The following is a 13449-nucleotide window of genomic DNA, read 5'->3' as shown; positions in this document are numbered from 1 at the left end:
ATTAGCCAAACTCTCTATCGTGCTAAACATGTCATGCTAGGACGAATCGACGCGTTTGACCAAATGTTTACCGGACCTATCGCGCATTTTTAGGCCAGGTTAAAGCGTCTCAATTGACCAAGGTCAAAAACTCCTGCCGCGTGGCCTGGCTGCTTCTAAAGCGCCCGAGCATGACCGAGGTGGTCATGCTGGAGTTCTGCTTTTCGACGCCGCGCATCATCATGCACAGATGGCGCGCCTCGATCACCACGCCTACGCCCTTGGCGCCGGTCACTGCCTGCACCGTTTCGGCGATCTCGCGGGTCAGGTTCTCCTGGATCTGCATGCGCCTTGCGTACATGTCGACGATACGCGCGAACTTGGAAAGCCCCAGCACTTTGCCATCCGGCAAGTAAGCAATGTGGCACTTGCCGATGAACGGCAAAAGGTGGTGTTCGCACATCGAGTAGAGCTCGATATCTTTCACCAGCACCATTTCGTCGGTTTGCGACTCGAAAACGGCGTTGTTGATGATTTCGTCCAATGACGTTTTATAACCCGCATTGAGAAACTGCATCGCCTTGGCGGCACGGGTCGGGGTATCGCGCAGTCCTTCCCGGTCCGGGTTCTCGCCCAGCGCGGTAATGATGTCGCGATAGTTCTTTGCAATGTCATCGGTCATGATGAGCCTCGTTCAACCTGGCTTTCAAACAGCAGTGAATAGAAGAGCAGTGTGCTGGGCGTATTTTACCCTACCCGGCGCGGGGAAGGCAGAGTAACGCCGTTCAAAAAGCGTGGTGAAACATCCACATCCCGACAAAACGCTAGGCCAGCCAGCGCGGCTGTTCGAGCTGTAGAAGCTGCTGCTCGAGCTGGCGAATGTGTTGGTCCCAGTAGCCACCATCGCCTACCCAAGGAAAGGCGCGGGGAAAGGCCGGGTCGCTCCAGCGCGACACGAGCCAGGCCGTATAGCGAATCAGCCGGTAGGCGCGCAGCGGCTCGATGAGCGTTAACTGCTCGCTCGGAAAGGGTCGGCTCTGCTCGTAGCCTTCGACGACCTCGCTTAGCATTGCCTGCCACTCCTGTTCGTCCTCGGGCAGAAGCATCCAGACGTCCTGAATCGCCGGGGCCATCATGGCGTCGTCGAAATCCACCAGCGTGAAGTGCTCATCGCGTCCGAGTACGTTGCCCAAATGGCAGTCGCCGTGGGTGCGAATCAAGGAAGCGCTGGACCAGTAGAAGCGCGCAAGCGCCGCCAGGGTTTTATCGACCGCGCTGGAGTAGGCCCGGCGCTGCTGATGATTGAGACGGCCGCTTGCCAGAACCCGCGCCTCGGCGTCCTTGATGTCGGCGTTAAAGTCGAAGGTGTGGCGGTGCTCGAAAGCGCGTTGGGCGCCCTGCTGGTGAAGCGCACCCAGCGCCTCGCCGAGCGCAAACAGATGCGCCGGATTGTCGAGCTCCGGCGCCTGCCCGGCGCACTGGCGAAACAGGGCAAAGCGCAGCCCCTGATATACGAAAAGCGACTGCCCTTCACCATCGCGCCAAGGGGCGCTTACCGGCACGCGGGCCTGGTCAAGCTCGATGAGAAAGTCATGCTCCTCCTGGATTGCGGCGCTTGACCAGCGCGCCGGGCGGTAAAACTTTACCACCCAGCGCGCTCGGTCGTCGTCCTGAAACATCAGCACGCGGTTTTCGTAGCTGTTGAGCGCGAAGGGCTCGGCGGCCGGGTAGAAACCGACGGATTCCACCGCGGACATGACGACGTCCGGGGAAAGCGTGCTAAAGTCATGGGGCGTGGCATTGGCCATAGCGTCGACCATGGATGAGCTCCTGAACAAAACGCCGAGTCTATCAGCTGTTGCCCAGCGGCGTCCGCGCCGGCGCCCAGAGGTCGACACGCTCGGCGCCGTGGTCAAGCGCTAGCCGCGCGAGTTCGTGGGCGGTTGCGCCAGTGGTGACGACATCGTCGATGATGACCACGTGCGCCGGTACCGCCGCAGACAGTCGAAACGCCCCCTTCAAGTTGGCCACCCGCTGGCGGCGGCCAAGCGTGCGCTGCGAGGGCAAGTGCTTGACGCAGGTTGCGCCAGCCAGGGGCAGGGAGAGCCGTCGCGAAAGCTCATGGGCCAGCCAGTGCGCCTGGTTGAACCCACGCTCGCGGGCACGGTCGGGGTGCATGGGCACCGGCAACAGCGCCTGCCCCATTTGCGTCGGTGGCTTTGCGAGCATCAGCTCGACCAAAAGCGTACCGGCACGGGGCGAGGCCTGAAACTTAAAGTCGCGCACCAGCGCCTTGATCGCCCCTTCGTAAAGATACTCCGCCGTGGTCGCGGTAAACGACGGCGGCGAACTCAGGCAGTGGCCGCAAAGCCGGGCGCTTGCCTGATGATCAAAAAAGGCCAGCGGCTCCTTGCAGCGGGGGCAGGCGGCATCGTTATGCTTTAACAGCGCAAAACACTCATCGCACCAGCCCTCGATACGCGCGTGAGGCGACAGGCAAAAGGCGCAGTAGCCCGGCAGCGCCCTCTTCAGCCAGCTACCGGCGGTCAAAACCCAACCTGTCCACGCCATTGATACCTCCCGCGGCTAAAATACCCGCGCTAGCGTATTGACCCTGCTCAAAAAGTTGGTACCATACGCCTCGTCTTCTGCGGATGTGGTGGAATTGGTAGACACGCTAGATTTAGGTTCTAGTGCCGTAAGGTGTGGGAGTTCGAGTCTCCCCATCCGCACCAATTTGATTTTCCTAGCTTTTTATCCCTCCCTGCATTATCCCAATACTCACTAGATTATCCTGTGTGACCAGATTGTGACCTGGTTAACGCACTCTTGATGGCGTTATCGATTGTCTTACCGAGCTATCCAATTCCAAACGATTCCTTATTCTGGCGAAAATGCGTAGTCCACGACTAGCGAATTCATCTCGCCGTTCTCATCGTCGACTTCGGTAAGCTCGATTTGGTAGGCCATGCGGATCAGGTTGAAATTGTGAGGCATGTAGACGCAGTAGTCCGCATCGATACCGCTCTCCAGCGTGATGGTCTCCTCCGTATCCGGCGGTCCGTAAAGATCCCTTATTCTTTCTGCCTCGGCGCGCGCGTGCTTACCCTTGTACGTCGCCTGCAGCTCGGCCAGCCAATCGTCGTGGAACGTGTAAAGATAGGTTGCCGGATGCACCTCTCTCGGCGCCTCGTTCGCGTGATAGCGTTTGATCGCCGGAGGCCCTTGCTCGTCCAGCGCCGGATCGTGTTCGAGATCGATCAACGCTCTTACCTGCAACTGCGAAAGCCCGTTCCCGAGCCCTAGCGCACCGTCCCATCCAACAGCCGAACCACTCACAGCTATCAGAGCTACCGCCAGCCCCCACCTCAGTATCACTATGTCACCTCTAAATGCGTCACTGAATCATTGAAACGGCGCGCTACGCCCGCCAGCGCTCATGGTAGCAACGCCTCCCGAGAAAGGTCCCTAGCGCTTTCATAAGGGCAAGGATAAGGGCAATGCCGTACCCGGAAAACAGCGAATCACATGCATTAATGACTTTGAATCGCCCCTCGGATAGATTACCTACCCATCAACTGCTCTTAAAAGGATACAGCCATGGATTGGCTCAACCAGTACGCGCCTGCCATTAACGTCGCCATTAGCGTTTGCACGCTGTTCGTCTGGCTTTTTTACGCCCAGCTACTCTACTCCAGCTTCTCTCGCCAGCGTCGCCCGCGCGTGATTATCAACCGGGGTAAAGGCATTGGGCTGGAGGCGCTGTGTCTGGTCAGTAACATGAGCACCGAATCGGTCTACATCCAGCACGTTATTGCGGTTTTACATACCGACAGCCACGAGTACAAGCTGGACATCGTCGAGTATCAGCAGCAAAGCGATGACGATGAGGAAGATTGCTACCGCACCCACCAGGGGCCGCTGGACTCGGGCGATCACATCCATCTTCAAAGCTTTGGCTCGATCGTCAACCAGATTCAGAACCACTGGGACGTTGACCAAAACTCTCTCGAGCAGTCGAACCTGCAGCTCGAAATCCGCGTGATCGCCATCTACGGGCCGGAAGACCTGCCCATTGGCGCCTCACGCCGTTTCGATCTCGTCATGAACGCGGAACCCAACCGCCAGCTCGTCCCCACCAGCATCGACACCGAGCGCCTAGTGAGCCGTCGCTCGCGCAAGCAGGTCGTGCAGTGGGCCAAGGACATCGAACTGCACAAGGCCCAATAGGACTGACAGGCGTATGAGCGCCTGACAATTAAAGCCGCAGCCCGCCATCGCACTCGATAATGCGCGCGGTGAAGTAGTCGTTCTCAAACACGAAGGCCACGCTTTGGGCGATGTGGCACGGCTCGCCAAGGTCCTTAAGCGGCACGCTCTGTTTGATGCGCTCGAGCATGTCCGGACGCATCGCCGCGGTCATCTCGGTGGCCACGAAACCGGGGGCGACGGTCGCGGCGCGAATGTTGTAGCGGGCGAGCTCCTTGCCCCAAGTCACGCTCAGCGCATGAATACCCGCCTTGGCCGCGGCGTAGTTGCTCTGGCCCATGTTGCCGGCTTTGGAAATGCTCGAAATATTGACGATAACGCCGGCATGGTTCGCCTCGATCATTTGCGTGGCGGCTTCACGCCCGCAGAGAAAAGCGCCGGTCAGGTTCACGTCGATCACGCGCTGCCAGCCAGAAAGTGACATGCGCTTTTCGATCTCACCCTCCTTGGCTTTCACCAGCATCGCATCATCAGTAATACCGGCGTTATTGACGCAGCCGCTGACCGGGCCAAGCTCCCCCTTGATGGCAGCAAAGCCTTCGATTACCGACGCCTCGTCTGAAACGTCGACCACGAACCCCTTCGCCTGAATGCCGCGCTCGCTCAAGGACGCCACGGCCTTATCGAGTGTGTCGCGATGCGTATCCAAAAGCGCGACTCTGGCGCCCTTGCTGCCCAGACGCTCCGCCATGGCCAGGCCTAGCCCGCGGGCCCCGCCAGTAATCGCAATCACCCTATTATCCACGTTCATTTAACTTCTCCCTTTTGATCCATCGACTAAAAGCGGCGTTGATACGTTGATGACGCACGCGGCTGCTTGTTTTTGCGTTTTTTGACACCATAGAGGGTACTAACGTTAGCGGGAGGCAGCCATGCCCATATTACTGTTTATATCGATTTTCACCCTGCTCGACTTCGTCGTGCTGTTTTCGGTGGGAAGCCACATCGGCCTAATGACCACGCTGATACTGGTGCTGCTCACCGGTTTCATTGGGCTGCATCTCATCCGCCGCGAAGGGGTGTCGACTCTGGCGCGGGCACGTTCGCGCATGCAGGCCGGTGAGATCCCCTCTTCTGAACTCTTCACCGGTGCGGCGCTGATTTTTGGTGGCGCGCTGCTGATGGCGCCGGGCTTTTTGTCCGACGCATTGGGCCTTGCGTGCTTGATTCCCAACGCCCGCCGGGTGATGGGCCGGGCGTTTACCTGGTTTGGCCTCAAGGCGAGCGTTTATCAGCAGGGCCCGTCACAGCGCACCGGCCCGCATACGGATGAGCCGCCGTTTGGCCATGAGCAGCCACACCGTCAGTCGCGGGCCGACTCAAATGAGCATCGCGCGGGATTTGACGAGCGCGAACCCACTACGCTCGAAGGTGAATTCATCAGCCGCGACGAACAGCGCCGGCGCTGATCCAGTTAGAGGGTTTTGAGACTTAAGTCCAGGCGCCCGGGATAATTTTTTTGTCACCGGGGCCTTGAAAGGACCACGCTAGCCCCCACTTTTCGAGTCAGTACAGATTCGGCAACGGCACACGCGGTTGCCTTTGACATGAAGGCAAAATGCCTTCGCTTCTCGAGGCCCCGCCACGAGAATCCACTTAAAATTGCCCGTTGGGCTTTGACGAACCTCAGGAGAACGAGAGCATGAATATCCGTCCCTTGCACGATCGCGTCGTTATTCGTCGCGTGGAAGAAGAACAGAAGACCGCTGGCGGCATCGTGCTACCGGGCAACGCCCAGGAAAAGCCTACGCGTGGCGAAGTGCTCGCGGTAGGTAACGGCCGCATTCTGGATAACGGTGAAGTTCGCGCCCTCGATGTCAAGGTAGGCGACACCGTGATCTTCAAGGACGGCTTCGGCGTTGAAAAGCAGAAAATCGACGGTGAAGAAGTTCTGATCATGAGCGAAGCCGATATCCTGGCGGTCGTCGAAGGCTAATTCGACTGTCTCGCGCATTTACTTTCACACTTTTTATTTCAATTTAGGAAGTAACGAACATGGCAGCTAAGCAAGTCAAGTTTTCAGATGATGCTCGTAAACGCATGGCGCGCGGCGTCGACACGCTGGCCAACGCGGTAAAAGTCACCCTCGGTCCGAAAGGCCGCAACGTGGTGCTGGACAAGTCCTTCGGCGCACCGACCGTGACCAAGGACGGCGTTTCTGTGGCCAAGGAAATCGAGCTGAAAGACAAGTTCGAAAACATGGGCGCCCAGATGGTCAAGGAAGTTGCTTCCAAGACCTCTGACGCCGCCGGTGACGGCACCACGACCGCTACCGTTCTGGCCCAGGCAATCGTCGCCGAAGGCCTGAAAGGCGTGACCGCCGGTATGAACCCGATGGATCTCAAGCGCGGCATCGACCAAGCGGTTGCAGCAGCGGTCAAGGAAATCCAAGCGATGTCCGTGCCCTGCACTGACACCAAGTCCATCGCCCAGGTCGGCACCATCTCTGCCAATGGCGACAAGCGCATCGGTGAAATCATCGCCGAAGCGATGGACAAGGTCGGTAAAGAAGGCGTCATCACCGTCGACGAAGGCCGTGGTTTCGAAGACGAGCTGGAAGTGGTCGAAGGTATGCAGTTCGACCGTGGCTACCTCTCGCCCTACTTCGTCACCAACCAGGACACCATGTCCGTCGAGCTCGAAGACCCGTACATTCTGCTGGTCGACAAGAAAGTTTCCAACATCCGTGAGCTTCTGCCGGTGCTGGAAGCCGTTGCCAAGCAGGGCAAGCCGCTGGCCATCATCGCTGAAGACATCGAAGGCGAAGCGCTTGCCACGCTGGTCGTGAACAACATGCGCGGTATTGTTAAAGTCGCCGCTGCCAAGGCGCCGGGCTTTGGTGATCGTCGCAAGTCCATGCTGCAGGACATCGCGATTCTGACCAACGGCACCGTAATTTCCGAAGAAGTGGGTCTGACGCTCGAGCAGGCGAACTTGGATCATCTGGGTACTGCCAAGCGTATGACCATGTCCAAGGAAAACACCACCATCATCGATGGCTCCGGTCAGGAAAACGACATCGAAGCACGCGTTAACCAGATCCGCGCGCAAATCGAAGAGACCTCTTCGGACTACGACAAGGAGAAGCTGCAGGAGCGTGTTGCCAAGCTCGCCGGCGGCGTGGCGGTTATCCGTGTCGGTGCCGCGACCGAAGTCGAGATGAAAGAGAAGAAAGCCCGCGTCGAAGACGCGCTGCACTCTACTCGCGCGGCGGTAGAAGAAGGCGTCGTACCTGGCGGCGGTACTGCTCTGGTTCGCGTCATGGCCAAGGTACAAGGCCTGACCGGTGACAACGAAGACCAGAACCACGGCATCAACATGGCCCTACGCGCCATGCAGTCGCCGCTGCGTCAGATCGTCACCAACGCCGGTGAAGAGCCTGCAGTCGTGATCAACCGCGTGAAGGATGGCGAAGGAAACTTCGGCTACAACGCACAAACCAGCGAGTACGGCGACCTGTTCGAGATGGGCGTACTCGATCCGGCGAAAGTCACCCGAACCGCGCTGCAATCTGCAGGCTCCGTGGCCGGTTTGATGATCACCACCGAGTGCATGATCGCCGACGATCCGGAAGAGAAAGAAGCCGCGCCGGACATGGGTGGTATGGGCGGAATGGGTGGCATGGGCGGCATGATGTAAGCCCCCAAACCCTTTATAACGCCCTGGGCTAGCCTTTCGGCTAGCCGCTAAAGAACCCCGCCTCGTGCGGGGTTCTTTTCGTTAAGGCTCCAGGGTTCGCCGCTTACTTTTCCGGCGCCAAAGCGTGCTACCATGCGCGTTTTTCCAGAAGCCACCAGGTCGCTCACCGTGCTTTCCCGAATACGTATCGTGCTCGTTCAAACGTTCCACCCCGGCAACATTGGCGCCGCCGCACGGGCCATGAAGACCATGGGCCTTGTCGATCTCGTGCTGGTCAATCCGCGCGAATTCCCAAGCACTGATGCTACGCGGCTGGCCGCCGGCGCTACCGACGTACTGGAGAACGCCCGCGTCGTGGGAAGCTTGAACGATGCGGTACAGGATTGCGTGCAGGTGATTGGCGCCAGCGCCCGCCTGAGAAGCCTGCCGTTGCCCCACTTCGACGAGCCCGACGAGATGGCCCAAAGCGCCGTAGAAAACGCCGACAGCGCCCCAGTGGCGCTGGTATTTGGCCGCGAGCGCTCCGGGCTGACCAACGATGAGATTCGCGAGTGCACCCACCAGGTCAGCATTCCTGCCAACCCTGAGTACGGCATTCTCAACCTCTCCCAGGCGGTTCAGATTCTGGCCTATGAGGTGCACCGCGCTTGGCGCCGGCGCCCGCAAAGCGGCTTTGCCTACCAGCGTCCGGTAGAGGCCACGCCGCCTACGCGCGAGCAGCTCGATCATTTCCAGGCACACTTGGGGCGACTAATGCGCGAAAGCGGCTTTCTGACCCAGCCCCACGCCCGCACCGAAGAGCAGCTTCAGACGCTCTTTACCCGCGCCGAGCCCAGCCGCAAGGAGCTGTCGCTTCTGCGCGGCCTTTTGAGCGCGTTCGAAGCGCACCTTCCCAGGGATCGATAGGCAGCGCAATCCGACAAAAAGCGCACAAAAAAGGCAGCCGAGGCTGCCTTTTCGTTTAAAACACGGCGTCAAAGCCACATGGCGCCGAGCCAGCCAAACGCGATCAGCGGCAGATTGTAGTGCAAGAAAGTCGGCACCACGCTGTCCCAAATGTGGTCGTGCTGACCGTCGACATTGAGCCCGGAGGTCGGCCCGAGCGTCGAGTCCGAGGCCGGCGAGCCCGCATCGCCGAGCGCGGCGGCGGTGCCCACCAGCACGACCGTCGCCATGGGCGAAAAGCCGAACTGCACCGCCAGCGGTACGAAAATCGCGGCGATGATCGGAATGGTCGAAAACGACGAGCCGATCCCCAGGGTAATGAAGAGCCCCACCAGCAGCATGGTCAGCGCGGCCAGGCCACGATTGTCGCCGAAAACCTCGAAAGCGTTGTTGACCAGCGCGTCGATATCGCCGGTCGCTTTCATCACCTCGGCAAAGCCCGCCGCGGAGATCATGATAAAACCGATCAGCGCCATCATGCGCATGCCGCTGGTGAAGAGATCGTCCGCCTCGCGCCACTTAAAGATGCCGCCCATCGACAGTACACCGATCCCGACGAGGCCACCCAGAATCATCGAGCCGGTATAGAGCTGAAGCCCGAGTGCGGCCACGATCGCCACGCCGGACATGACGAGCCCCAGCGCGTGGGGCGTGGCCGGCGCCGTGGACACGATCGAGGTGCTCGCCGCGACCTCTTTTTCCGCGTAGCCGCGCGCGCCGCGATAGCTCACAAATAGTGCGACCAGCAGGCCAATGGCCATGCCGCCGACTGGAATGGCCATCGCCATCGGTACCATCGAGCGGGTGATTTCAAGCCCCAGCGGCTCGCCAGCGCTATTGAGGTTGGCGAGCAGAATGTCGTTGAGAAAGATCGCGCCAAAGCCCACCGGCAGCAGCATGTAGGGCGCGGTCAGCCCAAACGTGAGCGCGCAGGCGACCGCCCGGCGATCGAGCTTTAAGCGATTCATCAGCGCCAGCAGCGGCGGGATCAAAATGGGGATGAAGGCGATATGCACGGGAATGGCGTTTTGCGAGAAGATCGCCATCAAAAGTACCGCCCCGAGCAGGATCCACTTGACCCGGCTCTGGTGCGCCGCCGTGGCCTCCTGGCCCAGCAGCCGAATCAGGCGGTTGGCCAGCATGTCCGGAAGCCCCGAGCGCGAAATCGCGACTGCAAACGCGCCGAGCGTGGCGTAAGCGAGCGCCACCTGCGCCCCGCCGCCGACGCCGTCGTTGAACGCGCCGAGCGTTTCCTCCAGCGACAGCCCGCCGACCAGGCCCCCTACCAGCGCCCCGGCCACCAGCGCGAAAACCACCGAGACACGCAAAAGCGACAGTGCGACCATTACGAGCACTGCAATCATGACTGCATTCATCGAATTACCCAAAGCCTTGAAAAGCGTGATTGAAGCTTGCATCCAAGCAGAAGGTGGCGAATCTTAGCAGATGCGCCGTCTTTTTAGCAGGCTAATCCTTAGCCTAGCCCTCCTAACTTGCTTACGACTTTAGTCGCCCCGCCATTGCTGCCCTGCAGCATTACACCTACGCTTTCGCCTCGATCGTTACTTTTAATCATCAAGGGCCTGGCTATCCATGAGCATGCTGGCGATTATCGTCTCTCTCGTTTTACTGATGTTGTTGGCCTACCGCGGGATTTCGGTACTGCTGCTGGCGCCCTTGATGGCGTCGCTGGCGGTGCTGCTTTCCGGCGACGGCGCCTTTTTGCTGCCGGTTTACACCGACACCTTCATGAGCGCGCTGGGCGGCTACGTGACCCAGTTCTTTCCGCTGTTCATTTTGGGGGCGCTGTTTGGCCAGCTAATGGCGGACTCCGGCGCGGCGCACGCCATCTCGACCGGCATCGTCAAACGCCTCGGCACGCGCCACGTCGTGCTCACCGTGGTCATGGCCTGTGCGGTGCTAACCTACGGCGGGGTATCGCTGTTCGTGGTGGCGTTTGCGCTCTACCCCATCAGCCGGGAACTCTTTCGCGAAGCGAACGTGCCCAAGCGTCTGATTCCCGCCTCCATTGCGCTGGGCTCGTTTACCTTTACCATGACCGCGCTGCCCGGCACGCCGGCGATCCAGAACGCCATCCCTATTCCTTACTTCGGCACCAACAGCTTCGCCGCGCCAGGCCTTGGGGTGATCGGCGGCTTGATCATGCTGGGGCTGGGCATCACCTACCTTCAATCAAGAGTTCGCAAGGCCAGCGCCAACGGCGAGGGTTACGGCACGCATACTGAAAAGGAGCGCGAGGACACGCCAGACGATGCCCCCGCGGCGACCATGGCGCTGCCGTTGGCGCTGATTCCGCTGGTCATGGTGATCGGACTCAACGCGCTATTCACCTACGGCGTGTTCCCGGCGCTGGATTTGAGCTTCATCGACGCCGCCTTCGATGACGTCTCCGCCGATAGCCAGGCCGGCCTCTGGGCAATTCTAATCGCGCTGTTGAGCGCCTCGGCCTGGCTTATGATCACTCGTTGGCGCCACTGGGCGGATTTGAAAGCGACCGTCAACAAGGGCTGCTTGGGCTCGCTATTGCCGATTTTCAACACCGCCTCGGAAGTGGGCTACGGCGCGGTGATCGCAAGCCTGGCGGGCTTCGCCCTGATTCGCGACGCGGTGCTCAACGTCTCCCCCGGCAATCCGCTGATTTCCGAGGCGCTAGCCATGAGCGTGCTGGCCGGTATCACCGGCTCCTCCTCCGGCGGGCTTTCGATTGCGTTACAAACCCTGGGCGACGAATATCTCGCCATGGCTCAGCAGGCGGGTATCGACCCGGAACTGATGCACCGAGTGGCGACACTGGCCGCCGGCGGCATGGATACTCTGCCTCACTCGGGTGCGGTAATTACGCTGCTGGCGATTTGCGGGCTCACTCATCGTCAGTCCTACGCCAACGTCGCCATGGTCACGATCGTACTGCCGATCGCCGCACTCGTCAGCGTCATTACGCTGGGTACGCTGTTCGGAAGCTTTTAGGCCCACCAGAAAGCTTGTCCCAGGTCATAAACCGTAGCGGGGCGTTGGGTAACATGACACAACGCCCCCAGGACGTGACCGATGCTTTTCGCTCTCTCTCTTTTACATCAGCTCAAAAATAGCCTGCGCGATCTAACGCCGATCGTGCTGGTGATGGGCTTTTTCCAGCTTGTGGTGATTCGCCAGCCGCTGCCGGATACGTTTGCGCTCGCCGATCTTGCCCTCGGGGTGGCCTGCGTGCTGCTGGGGCTGACGCTGTTCATCAAGGGCCTCGAGCTCGGGCTTTTCCCGCTCGGCGAGCGCCTGGCCCAAGCCTTCGTCACCAAGGGCTCGCTTTTCTGGCTGCTGCTCTTCGCCTTCGCGCTCGGCTTTGGCTCGACCGTGGCCGAGCCCGCGCTGATCGCGGTAGCCGCGCGAGCCGGGCAGGTGCTTTTTGACGCCGGGCTGCTCGAGCAGACCGCTCAGGCCCGTTTTGCGCTGACGCTCAGGATGGTAGTGGCGCTCTCCGTGGGCGCGGCGGTCGTACTCGGCGTGATACGCATCATCAAGGGCTGGCCGCTGCCGCTGCTGATCGTCAGCGGCTACGTGCTGGTACTGCTGCTGACCCTGGTCGCGCCCCAGGAGCTGGTCGGCATCGCCTTCGATTCCGGCGGCGTGACGACCTCGACCATCACCGTACCGCTGGTGACCGCACTGGGCGTGGGCCTGGCCTCCAGCATCAAGGGGCGAAACCCGATGCTCGATGGGTTCGGGCTGATTGCGCTGGCCTCGATCATGCCGATCATTTTCGTGCTCGCTTTCGGCATCCTGGGTCTTGGCGCCTTCACAGGGGGTGGGCTGTGAACCTCTGGCAAAGCCTTTGGGGAACGCTTGGCGATATCGCGCCGATCGTGCTGATCGTGTTCGGCTTTCAGTATGGCGTGATTCGAAAGCCGCTCAAGCGGCCAGCGCAAATCGCGCTGGGTTTCGTCATGGTGTGGCTTGGGCTAGCGCTGTTTCTGGTGGGGCTCGAAAACGCGCTGTTTCCACTGGGGGAACTGATGGCCCACCAGCTGACCCATGCGGAATTTCTGCCCGAGCTGCCCCCGGGTGCGGCGCGCCACTGGAGCGACTATTACTGGGTGTATTTGTTCGCCTTTGCCATCGGCGCCAGCACCACTATCGCCGAGCCGGCGCTAATGGCGGTGGCGCTAAAAGCGGGCGAGATCTCCGGCGGCACGTTAAACCCCTTGATGCTGCGCATCGCGGTGGCGCTTGGCATGGCGGTCGGCATTACCCTGGGCGTGTGGCGTATCGTCATGGGCTGGCCGCTTCACTGGTTCATCATTGGCGCCTATTTGCTTGTGATTCTTCAGACGCTGCGCGCGCCAAAGGCCATCGTACCGCTGGCGTTCGATTCCGGCGGCGTGACGACTTCGACCATCACCGTGCCGATCATCACCGCGCTCGGGCTCGGAATCGCCGGTGCCATTCCAGGGCGCAGCCCGCTGGCAGACGGCTTCGGCATGATCGCGCTGGCCTGCCTGTTCCCGATCATGAGCGTCATGGCTTACGCCCGGATAAGCCAGCTACTCGCCAGGCGAAAGCGCCTCGACACCCAACGCCCATGACACAAAATAGAAAGGAGAT

14 protein-coding genes and 1 tRNA gene are annotated in these 13449 nt (G+C 60.3%); 9 read left to right on the top strand and 6 right to left on the bottom strand.

The window, feature by feature from the left end; genetic code table 11:
- Nucleotides 1-109 precede the first annotated feature (109 nt).
- From folE to ACGLWX_RS00645, 3 genes are all read right to left on the bottom strand, one after another.
- Nucleotides 110-661 (bottom strand): GTP cyclohydrolase I FolE, encoded by a 552-nt coding sequence (gene folE, locus ACGLWX_RS00655; protein ID WP_252108664.1) that lies wholly within the window; start codon nucleotides 659-661, stop codon nucleotides 110-112.
- A 142-nt stretch (nucleotides 662-803) separates the two neighbouring features.
- Nucleotides 804-1799: a serine/threonine protein kinase gene (locus ACGLWX_RS00650; RefSeq protein WP_396236521.1), complete on the bottom strand. Its 996-nt coding sequence runs from the start codon at nucleotides 1797-1799 to the stop codon at nucleotides 804-806.
- Between the two features lie 31 nt (nucleotides 1800-1830).
- Entirely contained in the window at nucleotides 1831-2550 is a 720-nt protein-coding gene (locus ACGLWX_RS00645; RefSeq protein ID WP_396236519.1) for a ComF family protein, read from the bottom strand.
- A gap of 79 nt (nucleotides 2551-2629) precedes the next feature.
- On the opposite strand from ACGLWX_RS00645, the gene ACGLWX_RS00640 reads away from it, so the two are divergent.
- Nucleotides 2630-2714: transfer RNA gene (locus tag ACGLWX_RS00640), tRNA-Leu, on the top strand.
- A 145-nt stretch (nucleotides 2715-2859) separates the two neighbouring features.
- Here ACGLWX_RS00640 and ACGLWX_RS00635 read toward each other — a convergent pair.
- Nucleotides 2860-3243, bottom strand: a complete 384-nt coding sequence (locus ACGLWX_RS00635) for a hypothetical protein (RefSeq protein WP_252108661.1) — start codon at nucleotides 3241-3243, stop codon at nucleotides 2860-2862.
- Nucleotides 3244-3579: 336 nt separating this feature from the next.
- On the opposite strand from ACGLWX_RS00635, the gene ACGLWX_RS00630 reads away from it, so the two are divergent.
- A complete protein-coding gene (locus ACGLWX_RS00630; RefSeq protein WP_252108660.1) occupies nucleotides 3580-4209 on the top strand; it encodes a hypothetical protein in 630 nt (209 codons plus the stop codon).
- 28 nt (nucleotides 4210-4237) lie between these two features.
- Here the strand turns inward: ACGLWX_RS00630 and ACGLWX_RS00625 are convergent, their stop codons facing one another.
- A complete protein-coding gene (locus ACGLWX_RS00625) occupies nucleotides 4238-4999 on the bottom strand; it encodes an SDR family NAD(P)-dependent oxidoreductase (RefSeq protein WP_396236517.1) in 762 nt (253 codons plus the stop codon).
- 121 nt (nucleotides 5000-5120) lie between these two features.
- On the opposite strand from ACGLWX_RS00625, the gene ACGLWX_RS00620 reads away from it, so the two are divergent.
- From ACGLWX_RS00620 to ACGLWX_RS00605, 4 genes are all read left to right on the top strand, one after another.
- A complete protein-coding gene (locus tag ACGLWX_RS00620; protein ID WP_396236515.1) occupies nucleotides 5121-5657 on the top strand; it encodes an FxsA family protein in 537 nt (178 codons plus the stop codon).
- A 233-nt stretch (nucleotides 5658-5890) separates the two neighbouring features.
- Nucleotides 5891-6184 (top strand): co-chaperone GroES, encoded by a 294-nt coding sequence (locus tag ACGLWX_RS00615; RefSeq protein ID WP_252108658.1) that lies wholly within the window; start codon nucleotides 5891-5893, stop codon nucleotides 6182-6184.
- 59 nt (nucleotides 6185-6243) lie between these two features.
- Nucleotides 6244-7887 carry a chaperonin GroEL gene (groL, locus tag ACGLWX_RS00610; RefSeq protein WP_252108657.1) on the top strand — a complete coding sequence of 548 codons (1644 nt, stop codon included), beginning with the start codon at nucleotides 6244-6246 and terminating at the stop codon, nucleotides 7885-7887.
- Nucleotides 7888-8055: 168 nt separating this feature from the next.
- Complete coding sequence (locus ACGLWX_RS00605) at nucleotides 8056-8793, top strand: RNA methyltransferase (protein ID WP_396238140.1); 738 nt, start codon at nucleotides 8056-8058, stop codon at nucleotides 8791-8793.
- Nucleotides 8794-8861: 68 nt separating this feature from the next.
- Here ACGLWX_RS00605 and ACGLWX_RS00600 read toward each other — a convergent pair whose 3' ends face one another.
- Nucleotides 8862-10208: a Na+/H+ antiporter family protein gene (locus ACGLWX_RS00600; RefSeq protein WP_396236513.1), complete on the bottom strand. Its 1347-nt coding sequence runs from the start codon at nucleotides 10206-10208 to the stop codon at nucleotides 8862-8864.
- 217 nt (nucleotides 10209-10425) lie between these two features.
- Between ACGLWX_RS00600 and ACGLWX_RS00595 the strand changes: the two genes are divergently transcribed.
- From ACGLWX_RS00595 to ACGLWX_RS00585, 3 genes are all read left to right on the top strand, one after another.
- Nucleotides 10426-11820 carry a GntP family permease gene (locus ACGLWX_RS00595; RefSeq protein ID WP_396236511.1) on the top strand — a complete coding sequence of 465 codons (1395 nt, stop codon included), beginning with the start codon at nucleotides 10426-10428 and terminating at the stop codon, nucleotides 11818-11820.
- A gap of 81 nt (nucleotides 11821-11901) precedes the next feature.
- Nucleotides 11902-12663, top strand: a complete 762-nt coding sequence (locus ACGLWX_RS00590) for a DUF1538 family protein (RefSeq protein ID WP_396236509.1) — start codon at nucleotides 11902-11904, stop codon at nucleotides 12661-12663.
- On the top strand, nucleotides 12660-13430 hold the full coding sequence (locus tag ACGLWX_RS00585; protein WP_396236507.1) for a DUF1538 family protein: 771 nt from the start codon (nucleotides 12660-12662) through the stop codon (nucleotides 13428-13430). Before ACGLWX_RS00590 ends, ACGLWX_RS00585 begins: the two co-directional genes overlap by 4 nt.
- Nucleotides 13431-13449 lie beyond the last annotated feature (19 nt).

The sequence above is a fragment of the Halomonas sp. HMF6819 genome, from assembly GCF_044335525.1.
Lineage (GTDB): Bacteria > Pseudomonadota > Gammaproteobacteria > Pseudomonadales > Halomonadaceae > Vreelandella.
This window is presented reverse-complemented; position numbering and strand designations above follow the sequence as displayed.

What these genes read in the sequence shown, in the direction of transcription:
- ACGLWX_RS00620 (WP_396236515.1), top strand. Translation starts at nt 5,121, where the DNA reads ATGCCCATATTACTGTTTATATCGATTTTCACCCTGCTCGACTTCGTC.
- ACGLWX_RS00650 (WP_396236521.1), bottom strand. Translation starts at nt 1,799, where the DNA reads ATGGTCGACGCTATGGCCAATGCCACGCCCCATGACTTTAGCACGCTT.
- ACGLWX_RS00600 (WP_396236513.1), bottom strand. Translation starts at nt 10,208, where the DNA reads ATGAATGCAGTCATGATTGCAGTGCTCGTAATGGTCGCACTGTCGCTT.
- ACGLWX_RS00625 (WP_396236517.1), bottom strand. Translation starts at nt 4,999, where the DNA reads ATGAACGTGGATAATAGGGTGATTGCGATTACTGGCGGGGCCCGCGGG.
- ACGLWX_RS00590 (WP_396236509.1), top strand. Translation starts at nt 11,902, where the DNA reads ATGCTTTTCGCTCTCTCTCTTTTACATCAGCTCAAAAATAGCCTGCGC.
- ACGLWX_RS00615 (WP_252108658.1), top strand. Translation starts at nt 5,891, where the DNA reads ATGAATATCCGTCCCTTGCACGATCGCGTCGTTATTCGTCGCGTGGAA.
- ACGLWX_RS00595 (WP_396236511.1), top strand. Translation starts at nt 10,426, where the DNA reads ATGAGCATGCTGGCGATTATCGTCTCTCTCGTTTTACTGATGTTGTTG.
- ACGLWX_RS00630 (WP_252108660.1), top strand. Translation starts at nt 3,580, where the DNA reads ATGGATTGGCTCAACCAGTACGCGCCTGCCATTAACGTCGCCATTAGC.
- folE (WP_252108664.1), bottom strand. Translation starts at nt 661, where the DNA reads ATGACCGATGACATTGCAAAGAACTATCGCGACATCATTACCGCGCTG.
- ACGLWX_RS00645 (WP_396236519.1), bottom strand. Translation starts at nt 2,550, where the DNA reads ATGGCGTGGACAGGTTGGGTTTTGACCGCCGGTAGCTGGCTGAAGAGG.
- groL (WP_252108657.1), top strand. Translation starts at nt 6,244, where the DNA reads ATGGCAGCTAAGCAAGTCAAGTTTTCAGATGATGCTCGTAAACGCATG.